This window comes from Stenotrophomonas maltophilia group sp. P373 (genome assembly GCF_053295075.1).
Window position 1 is genome coordinate 983,445 of record NZ_CM129994.1, and the last position, 15,302, is coordinate 998,746.

Annotated in this window: 5 protein-coding genes and 1 tRNA gene; 4 read left to right on the top strand and 2 right to left on the bottom strand. The window is 67.1% G+C overall.

All coding sequences use genetic code 11. The features are described 5' to 3' along the window. The first annotated feature begins 185 nt into the window (after positions 1-185). Positions 186-11,075 (top strand): autotransporter-associated beta strand repeat-containing protein, encoded by a 10,890-nt coding sequence (locus ACSYHF_RS04525; protein ID WP_447576103.1) that lies wholly within the window; start codon positions 186-188, stop codon positions 11,073-11,075. Positions 11,076-11,132: 57 nt separating this feature from the next. Here ACSYHF_RS04525 and ACSYHF_RS04530 read toward each other — a convergent pair whose 3' ends face one another. After that, positions 11,133-11,576 (bottom strand): GNAT family N-acetyltransferase, encoded by a 444-nt coding sequence (locus ACSYHF_RS04530; RefSeq protein ID WP_447576104.1) that lies wholly within the window; start codon positions 11,574-11,576, stop codon positions 11,133-11,135. Between the two features lie 348 nt (positions 11,577-11,924). Between ACSYHF_RS04530 and ACSYHF_RS04535 the strand changes: the two genes are divergently transcribed. Then, complete coding sequence (locus tag ACSYHF_RS04535) at positions 11,925-12,299, top strand: DUF3592 domain-containing protein (RefSeq protein WP_138953046.1); 375 nt, start codon at positions 11,925-11,927, stop codon at positions 12,297-12,299. Between the two features lie 333 nt (positions 12,300-12,632). On the opposite strand, the gene ACSYHF_RS04540 is transcribed toward ACSYHF_RS04535, so the two are convergent. After that, positions 12,633-12,725, bottom strand: a tRNA-Ser gene (locus tag ACSYHF_RS04540). 144 nt (positions 12,726-12,869) lie between these two features. Here ACSYHF_RS04540 and dnaX point away from each other — a divergent pair. Both dnaX and ACSYHF_RS04550 read left to right on the top strand, forming a co-directional pair. After that, complete coding sequence (gene dnaX / locus ACSYHF_RS04545; RefSeq protein WP_164092962.1) at positions 12,870-14,918, top strand: DNA polymerase III subunit gamma/tau; 2,049 nt, start codon at positions 12,870-12,872, stop codon at positions 14,916-14,918. A 6-nt stretch (positions 14,919-14,924) separates the two neighbouring features. Then, positions 14,925-15,245, top strand: a complete 321-nt coding sequence (locus ACSYHF_RS04550; protein ID WP_019659509.1) for a YbaB/EbfC family nucleoid-associated protein — start codon at positions 14,925-14,927, stop codon at positions 15,243-15,245. Positions 15,246-15,302: the final 57 nt, after the last annotated feature.

The window sequence follows — 15,302 nt, forward strand, 5'->3', positions numbered from 1 at the left end:
CGGGGAGTTTTCGTCCTGGTGGACACGCTGACGTACCTGTCCCGGGGTGCGATTACGTGAAGATGTGAAGATTTTCAGGAGTTAATGCCTTCAGGCCTTGTTCCCGTATCGGGAGCAGGGGTGGACCGCATTGTCTCGAAAAACCTGCCAGCTGTGCCATCCGGTCTTTTCATGGAGATTTGCCGATGAACCGCATTTACCGTCTGGTTTTCAATCGCGCCCTTGGGGTAATGCAGGTTGCTTCGGAGGTCACCCGGAATCCCGGCGGAAGCGCGGTCGGCGCAGGGCGGGTGCCGCGATTGCGGGCGCACCAGCTGGCGGCGGCACTGGCCGCCACACTGGCCAGCGGATCGGCATTCGCGGCGTGTACGGGCACCACGACCGTAAACTGCGACAGCACCACCAACATCAACAACTACTCCAACGCGACCAGCGGCCTCACGCTGAACATTGCCGCGGGTGCGTTGCTGCGTACGCCGCCGATCGTAGGTGGAGGCAACGCAGCAACGCTGACTGGCGACAACGTGACGGTCAACAACAATGGCACGATCGATCCGAGCTCGATCGTCCTCGCCTCGCCCGGCCTGGTCATCGGCAATGGTTCCGCCAACAACAGCGCGATCGTCGTCAACAACAACGCCAGTGGACAGATCAAGGGTGTCGTCAACATCGCAACGCTGCTGGGCTTCGGTGGACAGGCGCTGGTGGCACAGAACGTCAACGGCACCACCACCATCAACAATGCCGGCCTGATCAGCACGTCGTTGATCGGTGTGGGCAGCGTTTCCGACGCGACCACGGTCGTGACCTATGGTGGCGCGGCAGCCAATGTGACCAACACCGGCACCATCGACGGGCGTGTCGGCCTGGGCGCTTCTGGCGGTAATACGTTCCTCAATGCAGGGGCGGTCAGTGGCAGCGTTCACCTGGGTGATTCAACCGGCGGCAATACCTTCACCGCAGTGTCGGGTTCCAGCGTTGTGGCCGGCGGTGGCACCGCCCTTGCCGGCGTGATTACGGGTGTTACCGGGGTGAAGGTTGCGGCAGCGGGAACGGTCGACGCCGGTACCGGCAGTGGCGCGGCCAACAACACGCTGGTGTTGCAGAACGTCGTCAGCGGTCCGGGCTCCGGCACCGGCGGAGCGGTGACCACACTGGGCTGGAACCAGTACCTCAACTTCCAGAAGCTCACCGTCAACAGCGGTACCTGGAACCTGCAGGGCGCATGGGGCGCATCCGGCCCGACGACGCTCAATGATGGCCTGGTCAATTTCAACAATGCCGGTTCATTCGGCACAGGGCTGTTCACGGCCAACGGCGGTGCCATCGCATCCTCCACGGCCGGTCTGAATCTGGCCAATGCGTTCAACCTCGGCGGCAATCTATCCCTGGCCGGGACCAATGCGTTCGGCTTGAATGGCGTGCTTTCAGGCGCTGGTGGGCTGACGGTGAACAACACCGGCATTGTTACTCTCGGCGGCGCAAACCTGTTCTCCGGGGGCGTCAACCTCAATGCCGGCGGCCTGCTGCTGGGCAATGCCGGTGCACTCGGCAGCGGCAACCTGACCGTCGGTGGCAGCGCCTCGCTGGATACGACGGCAGGCTTCGCCCTGGGCAACAACCTGGTGGTCAATGGCGGGGGCTCGCTGAACCTGCTGGGCAGCAATGCGCTGACATTGAGTGGCTCGATATCCGGTGCCGGCAACGTGACCAAGAACGGTGCCGGCACGCTGACCTTGAACGGTGCCAATTCGCTGAGCGGCAGCTTCAACCTGGCCGGGGGCGCGTTGGCGCTGGGCGCGGGCGGCAGCCTGTCGCCCACCGGTGCGATCACGCTGGGCGTCGGCACCAGCCTGGATCTTTCGGCGGCGGCCGACCAGACCATCGGCTCGCTGGCCGGGCTTGGCGGTTCGGTCAACCTCGGCAGTCACACCCTGACCCTGGGCGGGCTGGGCAATACCAGCTACAGCGGCACGTTCGCCGCAGGCACCGGCGGCCTGATCAAGCTCGGCACCGGTGTGCAGACCCTGTCGGGCGTCAACAGCCTCGCGGGCGGTGTTGCGCTCAACGCCGGTGGCTTGTTGCTGGGCAATGCCGCCGCGCTGGGCAGCGGTACGCTCTCTGTCGGCGGCAACACCACCTTCGACGGCACCACGGCGCTGGCGCTGACCAATGCTGTCAGCCTCGGATCGGGTGCCAGCCTGAATCTGCTTGGCGGGCAGGCGCTCACTTTCAACGGGGTGATCAGCGGCGCTGGCGGCCTGATCAAGGATGGTGCATCGTCGCTGACCCTCAACGGCGCCAATACGTTCGGCGGTGGTCTGGCACTCAACGCGGGCAGCCTGGTGCTGGGCAACGGCGGTGCACTGGGAACCGGGGCACTGAACGTCGGCGGCGCGGTATCGCTCGACGCCAGCGCCGGGCTCGCCGTGGGCAATGGCATCACGCTTGGCGCCGGTGGTTCGCTCAATGTGCTGGGCTCGAATGCGCTGACGCTGGGGGGTGTCATTGGTGGGAGCGGCAGCCTGGTCAAGAACGGCGCTGCCACGCTGACGTTGGGCGGCGCGAACACGTTCACGGGTGGACTGGCGGTAAATGCCGGAACGGTGGCATTGGCCAGTGGTGGCAGCCTGGCGGCGACCGGCGCGGTCAGCCTCGCCGGCGCTGGCAGTGCACTGGATATCTCGCTGGGTGGCAACCAGACCATCGGTGCATTGTCCGGTGTGGCGGGCAGCACCCTGGCGCTGGGCAGCAGCACGCTCACCTTCGGTGATGCCACCAACCAGACCTTCGCCGGCGTGATCGGCGGCACCGGTGGGCTGATCAAGCAAGGTACCGGCGTGCAGACGCTGACCGGTGCCAATACCTTCAGCGGTGGGGTGAATCTTGCGGCCGGTGGCCTGGTGCTGGGCAACGCCGGTGCGCTGGGAAGCGGTGCGCTGACGGTCAGTGGCAACGGCTCGCTGGACGCCACTGCGGCGCTGAACCTGGGCAATGCGATCAACCTCGGCGCGGCCCTGACCCTGCCGGGCAGCCAGGACCTGACCCTGGGCGGCAACATCACTGGCACCGGCAGCCTGGTCAAGAATGGCGCGTCGACACTGACCTTGAACGGCACCAACACTTTCAGCGGTGGACTGAACGCAAACGCCGGCAGCCTGCTGCTGGGCAACAGCGGCGCGCTCGGTACCGGAGTACTGGGCATCGGCGGCAACGTCACGCTCGATGGCAGCGCCCCGTTGAGCCTGACCAACAATGTTGACCTGGGCGCGGGTGCGGCGCTGTCGTTGCCGGGCTCGCAGGCGATCACGCTGGGTGGCGTGGTGTCCGGTACCGGCAGGCTGGTGAAGAACGGTGCCAGCACGTTGACCCTCAACGGCGCCAACAGCTTCGGTGGTGGGCTCACCGTCAACGGCGGCGGCGTGTTCCTGGGGAACGCCGGCGCACTGGGCACCGGTGCACTGTCGGTGGGCGCCACTGCCACGCTGGACAGTTCAGCAGCGCTGAACCTCGCCAACAACGTCAACCTCGGGGCAGGCGCGGCGCTGGATCTGCTGGGCAGCCAGGACGTGTCACTGGGCGGTCTCATCAGTGGCACTGGCAGCCTGGTCAAGAATGGTACGGCCACGCTGGCGTTGAATGGAGCCAACACCTTCAGCGGGGGTGTCGGCCTCAACGCGGGCCTGCTGCAGCTGGGCAATGCGCAGGCACTGGGTACCGGCCAGCTGGACGTGGGCGGTAACGCTTCGCTGGATGCAACGTCTGCACTCACCGTAGGCAACCTCATCGGCCTGGCCGCCGGTGCGAATCTCTCCGTGCTGGGCGGCAATGACCTGACGCTCACCGGTCCGGTATTCGGTGCCGGTGGGCTGATCAAGGACGGCGCGGCCCGCCTCACTCTGTCCGGCGCCAACCTCTACACCGGTGGCACCACCATCAACGCCGGCACGCTGGCGCTGGGGGCGGGCGGCAGTCTTGCCGCGGCCGGCGCGGTGGATCTTGCCGGTGCCGGTGCGACGCTGGACATCTCCGCAGCCGGTACGGCGCAGGCCATCGGCGCGCTGAACGGCGTGGCAGGCAGCCAGGTGGTGCTGGGCGCGCAGTCGCTGACCTTTGGCGGCGCCAGCAGTGGCAGCTTTGCCGGCGTGATCGATGGTACCGGCGGCCTGATCAAGACCGGTGCCGGCGTGCAGACGCTGTCCGGTGCCAATACTTTCAGTGGTGGCCTTGCACTCAACGACGGTGGCCTGATTCTCGGCAACGCCAGCGCACTCGGTACCGGTGCACTGGGCATTGGTGGCACGACCACGCTGGACAGCACCGTGGCGCTGAACCTGGCCAACGCAGTGAACTTCGGTGCCGGTACGCAGCTGACCCTGGGTGGCAGCAACGATCTCACCCTCGGTGGCATGGTGGCCGGCAATGGCAGCCTGATCAAGAACGGTGCGGGCCTGCTGACCCTCAACAACACCAATACCTTCGGTGGCGGCCTGACCTTGAACGGCGGTGGCCTGGTGGTCGGTGCGAATGGTGCGCTCGGTACCGGCGCGCTGGCGGTGAATGCCAGTACCACGCTGGACGCGGGCGCAGCAGTGACGCTCGGCAATGCGGTCACGCTGGGCTCGGGCGTCGTACTGACGTTGCCGGGCAGCAATGCGCTGACGCTGTCGGGCGTGGTCGGCGGCAATGGCAGCCTGGTCAAGAATGGTGCCACCACGCTGACGCTGTCCGGTGCCAACACCTACACCGGCGGTACCACCATCAATGCCGGCACGCTGGCGCTGGGCACGGGCGGCAGCCTTGCTACAGCGGGTGATGTCACGTTGGGTGCAGGCGCTGGCTTTGATATTTCCGGTGCCGGCAGCAGCCAGACCATCGGCGCGCTCAACGGTGCGGGTGGCAGCACCTTGGCGCTGGGCGGCAATTCGCTCACCTTCGGTACGGCCGGCAACGCCGCGTTCGATGGCGTGATCAGTGGCGGCGGCGGTCTGATCAAGGCAGGCGCGGGCGTACAGATGCTGTCCGGAGCCAACACGTTTGGCGGCGGCGTAACGCTCAACGCGGGCGGACTGGTGCTTGGCAATGATGCGGCGTTGGGCGCCGGCGCATTGACTGTTGGTGGTGCCGCCACGCTGGATACCACCGGCCTGGCAACGTTGGTCAACAACATCGCGCTCAACGCCGGGCTGACCGTGCTCGGGACCAATGCACTGACGCTCAACGGCGTCCTGTCCGGGGCCGGCAGCCTCACCAAGAATGGCAGCGCGACGCTGACCTTGAACGGCGCCAACACCTATACCGGTGGCACCAACATCAACGCCGGCACGCTGGCGCTGGGGGCCGGTGCCAGCCTGGCGGCGAGCGGTACCGTGAACCTCGCCACCGGTGCCACGCTGGACCTGTCTGCCGGCAGCGGCACGCAGCAGTTCGGCACCCTGGTCGGCAATGGTACGGTGAACCTCGGCGCCAACTCGATCGAAGTGGGCGGCGCCACCGATGGCACCTTCAGTGGCTCGATCGCAGGCACCGGTGGCCTGACCAAGGTGGGCGCGGGCATCGAAACGCTGACCGGTGCCAACACCTACACCGGCGGCACCTTCATCAACGCTGGCACGCTGGCGATTGGTCCGGGCGGCAGCCTGGCCGCGACCGGCGCGGTGACGCTGAGCGCTGCGGGCACCGGCTTCGACATCTCCACCGCAGGGGCCGGCCAGACCATCGGGTCGTTGAACGGCGTGGCCGGCTCGACGGTGAGCCTGGGGGCACAGACGCTGACACTCGGTGGCGTGGGCAACAGCCTCTTCGATGGCGCGATTTCCGGCACCGGTGGCCTGGTCAAGAATGGCGCCGGCATGCTCACGCTGGGTGGCGCCAATCTGTTCAGTGGTGGCGTTGCACTGAACGGCGGTGGCCTGGTGGTCGGCAACAACGCTGCGCTCGGCAGCGGTGCGTTAACGGTCGGAAGCAACGCGACGCTGGATGCAACGACCGGCGTCAGCCTTGCCAACAACATCGGGCTGGCAGCGGGTGCCAGCCTCGATCTGCTCGGCAGCCAGGCGCTGACACTGGGGGGCGTGATTTCCGGCACGGGCGGGCTGATCAAGGACGGTGCGTCCACCGTAACCCTGAGCGGTGCCAACACCTACACCGGGGGGACCACCATCAACAGCGGCACACTGGTAATCGGTGCCGGTGGCAGCCTCGCCGCAACCGGCGCGGTGAACCTGGCCGGTGCGGGCACGCTCGACATCTCCGCGGGTAACCAGGCCATCGGTTCGCTGGCCGGCGTGGCGGGCAGCACGGTGGCGCTGGGTGGCAGCACGCTGACTCTGGGCGGCACCGTGGACAGCACCTTCAGCGGTGTGATCGGCGGCAGTGGCGGCCTGATCAAGAACGGTGCGGGCGTGCAGACGCTCAATGGTGCCAACACCTTCAGCGGTGGCGTGGCGCTCAACGCCGGTGGCCTGGTGGTCGGCAACAATGCTGCGCTGGGCACCGGTACGGTGACGGTCGGAGGCGCTGCGACGCTCGATTCGAACACTGCGGTCATCCTCGGCAACAACTTCATCCTCAACAACGCGTTGACCGTCCTGGGCAGCAACAACCTCACCCTCAACGGCAACCTGAGTGGTACCGGCAGCCTGACCAAGGAGGGGGCCGCGACGCTGACCTTGAACGGCACCAACACCTACACCGGCGGCACCAACATCAACGCCGGTACGCTGGCACTGGGTGCGGGCGCGAGCCTGCACGCCAGTGGCATCGTCAACCTGGCCTTGGGGGCGACTTTCGATCTGTCGGCAGGCAGCGGCACGCAGCAGTTCGGTACCCTGATCGGCAACGGCACGGTGAATCTGGGCGCCAACACGCTGACGATCGGAGACGCCACCAATGGCACGTTCAGTGGCTCGGTGGCCGGCTCCGGTGGGCTGATCAAGGAAGGCTCCGGTACCCAGACGTTGACCGGCACCAACACCTTCACCGGTGGCACCACCATCAACGCCGGCACGCTGGCGATCGGCGCCGGTGGCAGCCTCGCTGCGACGGGTGCGGTGAATCTGGCCAACGCCGGTACCACCTTCGACATCAGTGCGGGGGGCGCGCAGGCGATCGGTTCGCTGGCAGGCGTGGCAGGCTCTTCAGTGGCGTTGGGTGGCAGCACGCTGACCCTCAATGGCGTGGGCAATACCACTTTCGCCGGCACCATCGGAGGTGCAGGGGGGCTGGTAAAGAACGGCGCAGGCATCCAGGGCTTGACTGGCGTCAACGTCTTCACGGGCGGCGTGACCCTCAATGCCGGTGGCCTGCTACTGGGCAACGACGGTTCGCTGGGAACCGGTGCGCTGACCGTAGGCGGCAACGCCAGCCTGGATGGCACCAGCGCGCTGACGCTGGCCAACACCGTGCAGCTGGCCAGCGGCACGCTGACTCTGGGCGGCAGCAACGCACTGACCTTGAACGGCCCGATCAGCGGCGCTGGCGGCCTGCTGAAGGATGGCGCGGCGACGGTCACCCTCGGCGGTGCGAGTACCTATACCGGTGCCACCACCATCAACAGTGGCACGCTGGCGGTGGCGGCCGGTGGCAGCCTGTCCGGTGCCAGCACGGTCAACCTGGCCGGTGCCGGTACGCTGGATATCAGTGCCGGTGGCAGCCAGAGCATCGGAGGCCTCGCTGGCGTGACCGGTTCCAGCGTGGTGCTGGGCGGTGCAACCCTGACTACCGGCGGCAACAACGCCAGCACCACGTTCGCCGGCGTGCTCAGTGGCACCGGCGGCCTGGTGCAGAGCGGTACCGGCACGCTGACCCTGAGCGGCGACAACACCTATACCGGAGGCACCACCATCAACGGTGGCAGTACGCTGCAGATCGGCAACGGCGGCAGCACCGGTTCGGTGCTGGGCGACATCACCAACAACGGCAGCCTGGTCTACAACCTCGGCACCACGGCAACCGTGGGCGGTGTAGTCGGCGGCAGTGGCAGCCTGACCCAGGCCGGCAGCGGCACGCTGGTGCTGACCGGCAACAACACCTACACCGGCGGTACCACCATCAATGCCGGTGGCACATTGCAGATCGGCAACGGCGGTGCGGCCGGCGCGATCGTCGGCGATATCACCAACAACGGCGCGCTGGTATCCAACGTGGCCGGCAACACCACGCTCGGTGGCACCATCAGCGGCAGTGGCGGCCTGACCCAGGCCGGCAGCGGCACGCTGACCCTGACCGGCAACAACACCTATACCGGCGGCACCACCATCAATGCCGGTGGCACGTTGCAGGTGGGCAATGGCGGTGCGACCGGCGCGATCACCGGCAACGTTGCCAACAACGGCAGCTTGGTGTTCGACGTTGCGGGCAACACCACGATCGGCGGTGCGATCAGCGGCAGTGGTGGCCTGACCCAGGCCGGTAGCGGTGTGCTGACCCTGGTGGGCAACAATACCTACACCGGCGGGACCACCATCAATACCGGCGGCACGCTGCAGGTGGGCAACGGCGGCGCGACCGGCGCCATCGCTGGCGACATCACCAACAATGGCGCGTTGATTTCCAACGTGGCCGGCAACACCGCGCTGGGCGGCACCATCAGTGGCAGCGGCGGCCTGACCCAGGCGGGCAGCGGTACGCTGCTGCTGACCGGGACCAACACCTATACCGGCGGCACGACCATCAACGCCGGCAGTACGCTGCAGCTGGGCAATGGCGGGGCAACGGGCTCAATCGTCGGTGATGTCACCAACAACGGCACGCTGGTGTCCAACCTGGCGGGCGATACCACGCTGGGCGGCACCATCAGCGGCAGTGGCGGCCTGACCCAGGCCGGCAGCGGTACGCTGACCTTGACCGGCAACAACACCTATACCGGCCCGACCACCATCAACACGGGTGGCACGCTGCAGGTGGGTAATGGCGGCGCCACCGGTGCGATCGGCGGCAGCGTCACCAATAACGGCAGCCTGGTGTTCAACGTGGGCGGCAACACCACCGTCGGCGGCGCCATCAGCGGCAGCGGTGGCCTGACCCAGGCGGGCACCGGTACCGTGATCCTGGCCGGCAACAACACCTACACCGGCGGCACCACCATCAACACCGGCGGCACGCTGCAGGTCGGCGATGGTGGCGCCAGCGGTGCGATCACCGGCAACGTTGCCAACAACGGCAGCCTCGTGTTCAACGTCGGCGGCAACACCACGGTGGGCGGCACCATCAGCGGCAGTGGCGGCCTGACCCAGGCCGGTACCGGCACCGTGACCCTGACCGGCAACAACACCTATACCGGCGGCACCACCATCAACGCTGGCGGCACCGTGCAGGTCGGCAATGGTGGGGCCAGTGGCTCGATCACCGGCAACATCACCAACAACGGCGGCCTGGTCATCAACACCGGTGGCACCACCACGCTTGGCGGCAGCATCACCGGCGGCGGCAGCATCGTGCAGGCCGGCCCGGGCACGCTGAATCTGGGCGGCAACAGTGGTGGCTTCAGCGGCACCGGCCAGGTCACCGGCGGCGGTTTGAATGTCACCGGCACGATCGGCGGCCAGTGGACCATCGGCAGTGGTACGACCCTGTCCGGCACCGGCACCATCGGTGGTACCGGCGGTGGCGTGACGGTGTCCAGCGGCGGCGTGCTGTCGCCGGGCAATGGCGCGGGCAATGGCAGTGGTGCAGGCAATGGCACCGGCACGATCACGGTGGGCGGCAATCTGAACCTGTCACCGGGCAGCACGCTGGGCATCGACCTGGGCGCCACCGGCAGCGACACGGTGCAGGTGGGCGGCAGCGCGAATGTGGGCGGCAGCACCGTGCGGGTGAATACCATTTCGCCGAGCACCAGCTACCAGCAGGGCCAGCAGTACACGGTGGTCAATGCGGGCGGTGGCGTGAGTGGGCAGTTCGCCTCGGCAACCTCGCCGTCGGCCTTCCTGACCATCACCCCGGTCTACACCGCCAACACGGCCAACCTGCAGATCGACGTGGCACAGACCGCAGCGTTCACCACCGTGGCCAACACGCGCAACCAGTACAACACCGCCGCGGCGCTGGACAGCCTGCCGCAGAGTGGCGCGGCCCTGGGCCTGTACAACACGGTGCTGATGTATGACGCCGGCACTGCGCGCAGCGCATTCGAACAGCTCTCCGGTGAAGTGCACGCGGCCAGCCGCGCGGTGCTGCTGTACGACAACTACCTGGAAGAAGGCATCCGCCAGCGACTCGGCAGCGAGTTGCCGACCGTGCGTGGCGAGCGCGCTTCGGCCTGGCTGGCCGGCAGTGGCAAGGTGTTCAGGCAGGATGGCGACGGCAATGGCGATGAGATCCGCGCCAATCGCAATGCGCTGATGGCCGGTGTCGACTGGCAGCTGGGCGAGCATGTGGTGCTGGGTGCAGCGGCCGGCAACGAACGGCTGGATACGCGGCTGTATGATCGCAGCTCGCGGGCCCGCCTGCGTGGCAACACGTTCGGCCTGTATGCACAGGGACAGTGGAACAACGGCTTTGCGGTTGGTGGCAGCGTGTCGCGCGGTGACTACCGCACGCGCGCCACGCGTGAAGTGCCGTTGTTGGGCCAGACCCTGTACAGCCGCCAGGATTCCGATGTGACCATCGCCCAGGTGGAAGGCAGCTGGACATGGACCCACGGCAGGACCCAGCTGCAGCCCTATGTGCAGTTCACCAAGCACTGGGTCGACAGCGATCGTGCGGTGGAGCAGGGCGGCAGCGCGGCACTGGTGCTGGAAGGCGGCAAGGACACGCTCAATGTCAGCACCGTGGGCGTGCGTGGGCGCTGGGACGTGGGCAGCGGCGAGCGCTTCCCGGCGCAGCTGACGGTCGGCCTGGGTTGGCAGCATGCGTCGGGGGATACCGATGTGGTCAGCCGCAACCGCTTTGCGGTCGGTGGTGATGCCTTCGATGTCTACAGCGCGGTGATGGCACGCAATGCCCTGGTCAGCCAGGTGGGCGTGGCGGTCGGCCTCGGCCGCAACAGCCAGCTGTCGATGTTCGTACAGGGCCAGCATGGCGATGGCCGCCGCGATGTGGGTGGGCAGATCAACCTGCGCGTCGGGTTCTGAGCAGGGGATGCCTGCGGTAGATCCACGCCCTTCGTGGATGGCACCGGGGCGGGAGCGCTAGAGCTCCCGCTCCATTTCAACGGCGTCGATCCCGGCGCCATGCCCATCGGGCACGATGCGCGTCACCTGGAAACCCAGGCAGGCATAGAAGCCCTGGGTGTGCTGGCTGGTGCTGAGCGCGATGCGGTCGATCGACGGATCGCTTTCAGCCTGGTGCAGGCGCGCGAGTGCCAGTTCGCGGCCCAGTCCCTGGCGGTGCAGCGCGCGCTGCACCATGCCCCAGCAGAAGCCGGCGCTGCCGTCGCTACGGCGCGAGAGGCCACCACAGGCGACGACGTTTCCATCGCGCTCGATCACCTGGAATGCACAGTCCGTGGCCTGTTCGCGCAGGAAGCATTCAAAGTCGCTGCGCTCTTCGGGCGCGAAGTAGGTGGGTACGTTGCTGTCGAAAATCGACAGGCAGGCGCTGGCATCGGCGGGGCGGTAGAGGCGGAGATTCATGGGAAATGCGTGGAGTTGCCCGGCTGCATTTCAACCGTCCAGACGTTGGGAGGGGGCGAAAGTTCAAGGGTACATGGAGCGATGCCAATCCCTTTACAGGTAACGTCTCCCCACTCGAATGATCGTGCGGAATGCAGGCGCCTGAACCAGGCGGGTGCGTCGGTGGCGGGCAATGGCGAGGCGCATCCGGTGGCGATGGCGTGCAGTGGGGCGCAGTGGCTTCTGGGCTATGCTTTCCACACGTGGGACTGACCGCGCGGCAGGATCCGCCGGCCCCATTCGTCTTCCCGCCTGCAACGGAGCTGCCCAGCGATGCCCGCCCCTTCTTTTTTCCGGACTGCCCAGCTCATGCGCGGCCTGCTGTTTGGCGTGGTGGGTCTGTTGATCCTTGCTGTGGCCGCCTTCGAGGTGACACATCGTCTTGAGTTCCTGGCGGTCGCGCAGGCCGTTGATGGCCAGGTCGAGCGCCTGAACGCCGGCGGATCGCATCCGCAGGTCGCGTTCACCACCGCGACCGGCCAACGCGTCTCGTATCCGCAGGGCGGCATGATCTTCGGCTATGAGCCTGGGCAGCCGGTACGCGTGCTGTACGACCCGGCGCAACCGCGGCTGGATCCGGTCCTGGACACATTCGGTGCGCTGTGGGGAATGACGGTCGTGTGGGTGCTGCTGGGGCTGGCGTTCGTCGGCGCCTGCGTGCGGGGACTGCTCCGGCGCAGATGACCTGCGGCGGATCGCGCGCCGTCGGCGGGCGGGCCGTTGGACCGGCCACGATGGCAGGCCCTGTTCAGTCCGGTAGTACCTGCGACGATTCCCGCCAGCCATACAAAAAAGCCGCCCACTGGGCGGCTTCTTCATTTATCTGGCGGAGAGAAGGGGATTGTCGGGTGCATCCCTGCACCCGATCCCGATGCGCGTTGCGCCCCGGGACCAGCCTGCGGCTGTCCGGTTCTGCTCCTGCAGAACCGTCGAACCCCGGCGGGGCTTCTCACCACCCATCCCATCCGCCAGACAAACGCAAAAGGGCCACCCTGTGGGCGGCCCTTTGCGTTTGTCTGGCGGAGAGAGGGGGATTCGAACCCCCGAAGCGCGGTTTAGACGCTTACACACTTTCCAGGCGTGCTCCTTCAACCACTCGGACACCTCTCCGGATCCCTGCCATCGGCAAACGCCTCAGCAGGGGCGCAGATTCTAGCGGGCGGCGCGGCCGGACACAAGCACCTCTGATCAGAGGCGCATCCACGGGCATTGTTGGCGAGGGGGCTGGACAGGCATGGCACAATGGAACATCCGATGGAAAACGGTGGCCTGATGTCCTATCTCGTCCTTGCCCGCAAGTGGCGTCCGAAGCGTTTTGCCGAGCTGGTGGGCCAGGAGCATGTGGTCCGTGCGCTCAGCAATGCGCTGGACAGCGGCCGGGTCCACCACGCGTTCCTGTTCACCGGTACCCGTGGCGTGGGCAAGACCACCATCGCGCGCATCTTCGCCAAGTCGCTGAACTGCGAGCAGGGCACCAGCGCCGACCCGTGCGGCCAGTGTGCCGCCTGCCTGGACATCGACGCCGGTCGCTACATCGACCTGCTGGAAATCGACGCCGCGTCCAACACCGGCGTGGATGACGTGCGCGAGGTGATCGAGAACGCGCAGTACATGCCCTCCCGCGGCAAGTACAAGGTCTACCTGATCGACGAAGTGCACATGCTGTCCAAGGCGGCGTTCAACGCACTGCTGAAGACGCTGGAAGAGCCGCCGGAGCACGTGAAGTTCCTGCTGGCCACCACCGACCCGCAGAAGCTGCCGGTCACCGTGCTCAGCCGCTGCCTGCAGTTCAATCTCAAGCGCCTGGACGAAGACCAGATCCAGGGCCAGATGACCCGCATCCTGGCGGCGGAAGAGATCGAGGCCGACGGCAGCGCCATCGTGCAGTTGGCCAAGGCCGCTGACGGCAGCCTGCGTGACGGCCTGTCACTGCTGGACCAGGCGATCGCCTATGCCGGCGGCGCGCTGCGCGAGGATGTGGTGCGCACCATGCTGGGCACTGTGGATCGCACCCAGGTGGCGGCGATGCTCGATGCGCTGGCCGAGGGCGATGGCCCGCGCCTGCTGCAGGTGGTGGCCGCGTTGGCCGAATTCTCGCCGGACTGGAGTGGCGTGCTGGAAGCGCTCGCCGAAGGCCTGCACCGCATCCAGGTGCAGCAGCTGGTGCCGGGTGCCGCCGTCGCGGAAGGCCTGGATGTCGCATCATTCGCCGAGCGCCTGCGCCCGGAAGTGGTGCAGCTCTGGTACCAGATGGCCCTGAATGGTCGACGCGACCTGCCGTTGGCGCCGAGCCCGCGCGCCGGCTTTGAAATGGCGGTGCTGCGCATGCTGGCGTTCCGCCCGGCCGCAGCGGTACCGCCGGTGCCGAAGGCCGTCGACGGTGCGGTGGGAGGCACGCCGGGTGGCAACGCTGCCGGTGGTGGCGCCCATGCCGGAAGCCATGAAGCGACGCCGGCTGCTGCCGTCGCTTCGGCCAGCCCGGCCGTGGCGGCGCAGGTGGCCGCTCCGGCGGCTGCACCGCGCGAACCTGAACCCGAACCCGAGCCGGCCCCGCAACCGGAGCCGGATCCGACGCCTGAACCCGAGCCGGTTCCGGTGGAAGAGCCCGTGTCACCGCCGCCGGTGAAGGCCGAGGCGCTGGCGCCTGCCATCGCTGCAGAGGCAAGCGATGACCTGCCGCCGTGGGCCACCGACGAAGCCGAGGCGCGGGATGGGGCTCTGGCGGCCGAGATGGCCGGCCCGGATGCCGCCATGGTCGCGCCCTGGCATGAACCGCCGGCTCCCGCCGCGGATCCAGGCGAGCCTGCGCCGCCGGAGCGTTCGTTCCGCGCCGAAGGTATTGCCATTGCGCCGGCCGAACCGGCCCCGGCGCATGCCGCCACGCCGCAGGAAGGTGTCAGCGAGCTGGCCACTGCCGAAGACTGGCTGGATCTGGTCGCCAACAGCGGCCTCAGCGGCCCGTCGCGCCAGCTGGCCGCCAATGCCGCCTTCATCAGCTGCCAGCACGGGACCTTGAAACTGGGCCTTTCGCCCGGATTTGAATACCTGCGCTCGGAGCGCGCGCTGGCCGCCCTGGGCGAGATGCTGGAAAAGGCCCTGGGCCAGGCGCCGAAGATCGTGGTCGAGACCGTGGAAACCGAACACGTTCCGGCCGAGACCCTGCATCAGCGTGCCGACCGCCAGCGTGGCGAGCGGCAGCAGGTGGCAGAGGCCGTTTTCATGGATGACCCGGAAGTGCAGGTGCTGATCCAACAGCACGGTGCCCGGGTTGTTTCCGATTCCATCCGTTCTTTTGACGAGTAAGAGACTATGCGCGGCAACATCGCCCAACTGATGCAGCAGGCCCAGAAGATGCAGGAAAACCTGCAGAAGGCCCAGGAAGAAATCGCCAGGATCGAAGTGACCGGCAGTGCCGGCGGCGGCATGGTCAGCGTGACCCTGACCGGCGCCAAGGAATGCCGCAAGGTGCGCATCGACCCGTCGCTGACCAGCGACCCGGAGATGCTGGAAGACCTGATCGCCGCCGCCTTCAACGATGCCTCGAACAAGATCGATGCCGAGTCGAAGTCGAAGATGGGTTCGGCCACCGCCGGCATGCAGCTGCCGCCGGGCATGAAGCTGCCGTTCTGATTGCCAGCGTGGCATCCGTGCAAGCGGGTGCCACAGAATCTGTAGCCGTCGAGCTCG

Excerpts from the sequence above, each read along its gene's own strand:
- ACSYHF_RS04525 (WP_447576103.1), top strand. The coding sequence starts at position 186 with ATGAACCGCATTTACCGTCTGGTTTTCAATCGCGCCCTTGGGGTAATG.
- ACSYHF_RS04530 (WP_447576104.1), bottom strand. The coding sequence starts at position 11,576 with ATGAATCTCCGCCTCTACCGCCCCGCCGATGCCAGCGCCTGCCTGTCG.
- ACSYHF_RS04535 (WP_138953046.1), top strand. The coding sequence starts at position 11,925 with ATGCGCGGCCTGCTGTTTGGCGTGGTGGGTCTGTTGATCCTTGCTGTG.
- dnaX (WP_164092962.1), top strand. The coding sequence starts at position 12,870 with ATGGAAAACGGTGGCCTGATGTCCTATCTCGTCCTTGCCCGCAAGTGG.
- ACSYHF_RS04550 (WP_019659509.1), top strand. The coding sequence starts at position 14,925 with ATGCGCGGCAACATCGCCCAACTGATGCAGCAGGCCCAGAAGATGCAG.